Genomic DNA, 5256 nt, shown 5'->3' with positions numbered 1-5256 from the left:
GAACCTTGAAAACTGAACAAGCAAAACGTAATCAATAAAGTTTTTAGTAACTAACCTTGGTTAGTGAACAAAACAAAATTTTGGACATCAAAATGATGCCAGCAAAACAATTTGAGCTATTCAAATTTCTTTTATGGAGAGTTTGATCCTGGCTCAGGACGAACGCTGGCGGCGTGCCTAATACATGCAAGTCGAGCGAACAGAGAAGGAGCTTGCTCCTTCGACGTTAGCGGCGGACGGGTGAGTAACACGTGGGCAACCTACCTTATAGTTTGGGATAACTCCGGGAAACCGGGGCTAATACCGAATAATCTGTTTCACCTCATGGTGAAACACTGAAAGACGGTTTCGGCTGTCGCTATAGGATGGGCCCGCGGCGCATTAGCTAGTTGGTGAGGTAACGGCTCACCAAGGCGACGATGCGTAGCCGACCTGAGAGGGTGATCGGCCACACTGGGACTGAGACACGGCCCAGACTCCTACGGGAGGCAGCAGTAGGGAATCTTCCACAATGGGCGAAAGCCTGATGGAGCAACGCCGCGTGAGTGAAGAAGGATTTCGGTTCGTAAAACTCTGTTGTAAGGGAAGAACAAGTACAGTAGTAACTGGCTGTACCTTGACGGTACCTTATTAGAAAGCCACGGCTAACTACGTGCCAGCAGCCGCGGTAATACGTAGGTGGCAAGCGTTGTCCGGAATTATTGGGCGTAAAGCGCGCGCAGGTGGTTTCTTAAGTCTGATGTGAAAGCCCACGGCTCAACCGTGGAGGGTCATTGGAAACTGGGAGACTTGAGTGCAGAAGAGGATAGTGGAATTCCAAGTGTAGCGGTGAAATGCGTAGAGATTTGGAGGAACACCAGTGGCGAAGGCGACTATCTGGTCTGTAACTGACACTGAGGCGCGAAAGCGTGGGGAGCAAACAGGATTAGATACCCTGGTAGTCCACGCCGTAAACGATGAGTGCTAAGTGTTAGGGGGTTTCCGCCCCTTAGTGCTGCAGCTAACGCATTAAGCACTCCGCCTGGGGAGTACGGTCGCAAGACTGAAACTCAAAGGAATTGACGGGGGCCCGCACAAGCGGTGGAGCATGTGGTTTAATTCGAAGCAACGCGAAGAACCTTACCAGGTCTTGACATCCCGTTGACCACTGTAGAGATATAGTTTCCCCTTCGGGGGCAACGGTGACAGGTGGTGCATGGTTGTCGTCAGCTCGTGTCGTGAGATGTTGGGTTAAGTCCCGCAACGAGCGCAACCCTTGATCTTAGTTGCCATCATTTAGTTGGGCACTCTAAGGTGACTGCCGGTGACAAACCGGAGGAAGGTGGGGATGACGTCAAATCATCATGCCCCTTATGACCTGGGCTACACACGTGCTACAATGGACGATACAAACGGTTGCCAACTCGCGAGAGGGAGCTAATCCGATAAAGTCGTTCTCAGTTCGGATTGTAGGCTGCAACTCGCCTACATGAAGCCGGAATCGCTAGTAATCGCGGATCAGCATGCCGCGGTGAATACGTTCCCGGGCCTTGTACACACCGCCCGTCACACCACGAGAGTTTGTAACACCCGAAGTCGGTGAGGTAACCTTTTGGAGCCAGCCGCCGAAGGTGGGATAGATGATTGGGGTGAAGTCGTAACAAGGTAGCCGTATCGGAAGGTGCGGCTGGATCACCTCCTTTCTAAGGATTATTTCGGAATACAAACCTAGGGTTTGTAAGATTACGTTTTGCGTTCAGTTTTGAAGGTTCATTCTTCTTGAATGAATTACTTCTAATTATGTGCTCCTGTCGCTACGCTTTCGTCGCAAAGCTGCGAGATGTAGAAGCAGGCAGTAGCTTTGTTCTTTGAAAACTGGATAAAACGACATTGAAATTGTAACAAACACATTTATTTTTTAAGTTTTTTTATAGGCTTAATAACATTAGAAGGTTTCAAGACACGAGCAGTTCTAGGAAGCAATCGAGTGAATGAAGGAGCGTACTTGAGTACGTGACTGATTGAACGAGTGAAGCTGACAACGAAATGTGATGTGTATTGAAAGCCGTTAGGTTAAGTTATTAAGGGCGCACGGCGAATGCCTTGGCACTAGGAGCCGAAGAAGGACGGCACTAACACCGATATGCTTCGGGGAGCTGTAAGTGAGCTTTGATCCGGAGATTTCCGAATGGGGGAACCCACTACGTTTAATCGCGTAGTATCTTGACGTGAATACATAGCGTCTTGAAGGCAGACCCAGGGAACTGAAACATCTAAGTACCTGGAGGAAGAGAAAGAAAAATCGATTCCCTGAGTAGCGGCGAGCGAAACGGGAAGAGCCCAAACCAAGAGGCTTGCCTCTTGGGGTTGTAGGACACTCAATACGGAGTTACAAAAGAGCGAGTTAGATGAAGCGACTTGGAAAGGTCCGCCAGAGCAGGTAAAAGCCCTGTAGTCGAAAGTTCGTTCTCTCCTGAGTGGATCCTGAGTACGGCGGAACACGTGAAATTCCGTCGGAATCTGGGAGGACCATCTCCCAAGGCTAAATACTACCTAGTGACCGATAGTGAACCAGTACCGTGAGGGAAAGGTGAAAAGCACCCCGGAAGGGGAGTGAAAGAGATCCTGAAACCGTGTGCCTACAAGTAGTTAGAGCCCGTTAATGGGTGATAGCGTGCCTTTTGTAGAATGAACCGGCGAGTTACGATTACGTGCGAGGTTAAGCTTTAGAAGGCGGAGCCGCAGCGAAAGCGAGTCTGAATAGGGCGAAATAGTACGTGGTCGTAGACCCGAAACCAGGTGATCTACCCATGTCCAGGGTGAAGGTAAGGTAACACTTACTGGAGGCCCGAACCCACGCACGTTGAAAAGTGCGGGGATGAGGTGTGGGTAGCGGAGAAATTCCAATCGAACTTGGAGATAGCTGGTTCTCTCCGAAATAGCTTTAGGGCTAGCCTCGTGATGAGAATACTGGAGGTAGAGCACTGTTTGGACTAGGGGGCCATCCCGGTTTACCGAATTCAGACAAACTCCGAATGCCAGATATTTATACACGGGAGTCAGACTGCGAGTGATAAGATCCGTAGTCAAAAGGGAAACAGCCCAGACCACCAGCTAAGGTCCCAAAGTAATCGTTAAGTGGAAAAGGATGTGGCGTTGCACAGACAACCAGGATGTTGGCTTAGAAGCAGCCATCATTTAAAGAGTGCGTAATAGCTCACTGGTCGAGTGACGCTGCGCCGAAAATGTATCGGGGCTAAACGATTCACCGAAGCTGTGGATTGACATCTACGATGTCAGTGGTAGGAGAGCGTTCTAAGTGCGTTGAAGTCAGACCGGAAGGACTGGTGGAGCGCTTAGAAGTGAGAATGCCGGTATGAGTAGCGAAAGACGGGTGAGAATCCCGTCCACCGTATGACTAAGGTTTCCTGAGGAAGGCTCGTCCGCTCAGGGTTAGTCGGGACCTAAGCCGAGGCCGATAGGCGTAGGCGATGGACAACAGGTTGATATTCCTGTACCACCTCCTCACCGTTTGAGAAATGGGGGGACGCAGTAGGATAGGGTAAGCGCGCTGTTGGTTATGCGCGTCCAAGCAGTAAGGCGTGTGTGTAGGCAAATCCGCACACTGTAACGTTGAGCTGTGATGGCGAGTCCGTATGGACGAAGTTCCTGATTTCACACTGCCAAGAAAAGCCTCTATCGAGGTGAGAGGTGCCCGTACCGCAAACCGACACAGGTAGTCGAGGAGAGAATCCTAAGGTGTGCGAGAGAACTCTCGTTAAGGAACTCGGCAAAATGACCCCGTAACTTCGGGAGAAGGGGTGCTCTTGAGCGTGCAAGCGCATGAGAGCCGCAGTGAATAGGCCCAGGCGACTGTTTAGCAAAAACACAGGTCTCTGCAAAACCGTAAGGTGACGTATAGGGGCTGACGCCTGCCCGGTGCTGGAAGGTTAAGAGGAGTGGTTAGCGCAAGCGAAGCTGCGAATTGAAGCCCCAGTAAACGGCGGCCGTAACTATAACGGTCCTAAGGTAGCGAAATTCCTTGTCGGGTAAGTTCCGACCCGCACGAAAGGCGTAACGATCTGGGCACTGTCTCAACGAGAGACTCGGTGAAATTATAGTACCTGTGAAGATGCAGGTTACCCGCGACAGGACGGAAAGACCCCGTGGAGCTTTACTGTAGCCTGATATTGAATTTTGGTACAACTTGTACAGGATAGGTAGGAGCCAGAGATCTCGGAGCGCCAGCTTCGAAGGAGGCGTCGGTGGGATACTACCCTGGTTGTATTGAAATTCTAACCCATGCCCCTTAGCGGGGCAGGAGACAGTGTCAGGCGGACAGTTTGACTGGGGCGGTCGCCTCCTAAAAGGTAACGGAGGCGCCCAAAGGTTCCCTCAGAATGGTTGGAAATCATTCGTAGAGTGTAAAGGCACAAGGGAGCTTGACTGCGAGACCTACAAGTCGAGCAGGGTCGAAAGACGGGCTTAGTGATCCGGTGGTTCCGCATGGAAGGGCCATCGCTCAACGGATAAAAGCTACCCCGGGGATAACAGGCTTATCTCCCCCAAGAGTCCACATCGACGGGGAGGTTTGGCACCTCGATGTCGGCTCATCGCATCCTGGGGCTGTAGTCGGTCCCAAGGGTTGGGCTGTTCGCCCATTAAAGCGGTACGCGAGCTGGGTTCAGAACGTCGTGAGACAGTTCGGTCCCTATCCGTCGTGGGCGTAGGAAATTTGAGAGGAGCTGTCCTTAGTACGAGAGGACCGGGATGGACACACCGCTGGTGTACCAGTTGTCTTGCCAAAGGCATCGCTGGGTAGCTATGTGTGGACGGGATAAGTGCTGAAAGCATCTAAGCATGAAGCCCCCCTCAAGATGAGATTTCCCATTACGCAAGTAAGTAAGATCCCTCAAAGACGATGAGGTAGATAGGTTCGAGGTGGAAGTGTGGTGACACATGGAGCTGACGAATACTAATCGATCGAGGACTTAACCAAAAATGTTTGAACCATTCAATGAACCGTTTATCCAGTTTTGAAAGAACAACTCTTTCAAAAAAGAGAGCTTCAAGACACCATTTATTTTGAAGCTGATATAAAGGAACTTCTGCTAAGAACGCAACATCCATGTTGCAACGCAGAAGCCAGCACATCCATGTGCAAGTCTAGTGATGATGGCAAAGAGGTCACACCCGTTCCCATACCGAACACGGAAGTTAAGCTCTTTAGCGCCGATGGTAGTTGGGGGCTTCCCCCTGTGAGAGTAGGACGTCGCT

At 50.8% G+C, this 5256-nt stretch carries 3 rRNA genes; all 3 read left to right on the top strand.

The annotated features are described in order from the left end of the window. The first annotated feature begins 130 nt into the window (after positions 1–130). Positions 131–1682 (top strand): 16S ribosomal RNA (locus AC6BKE_RS26575). Positions 1683–2050: 368 nt separating this feature from the next. Beyond that, positions 2051–4978 (top strand): 23S ribosomal RNA (locus AC6BKE_RS26570). Between the two features lie 166 nt (positions 4979–5144). Next, positions 5145–5256 (top strand): 5S ribosomal RNA (gene rrf / locus AC6BKE_RS26565); the annotation flags it as partial.

It is taken from the genome of Lysinibacillus sp. COL-1 (assembly GCF_059814265.1).
Note: the sequence above shows the minus strand (reverse complement) of the source record. Positions and strands in the feature narration are given on the sequence as shown.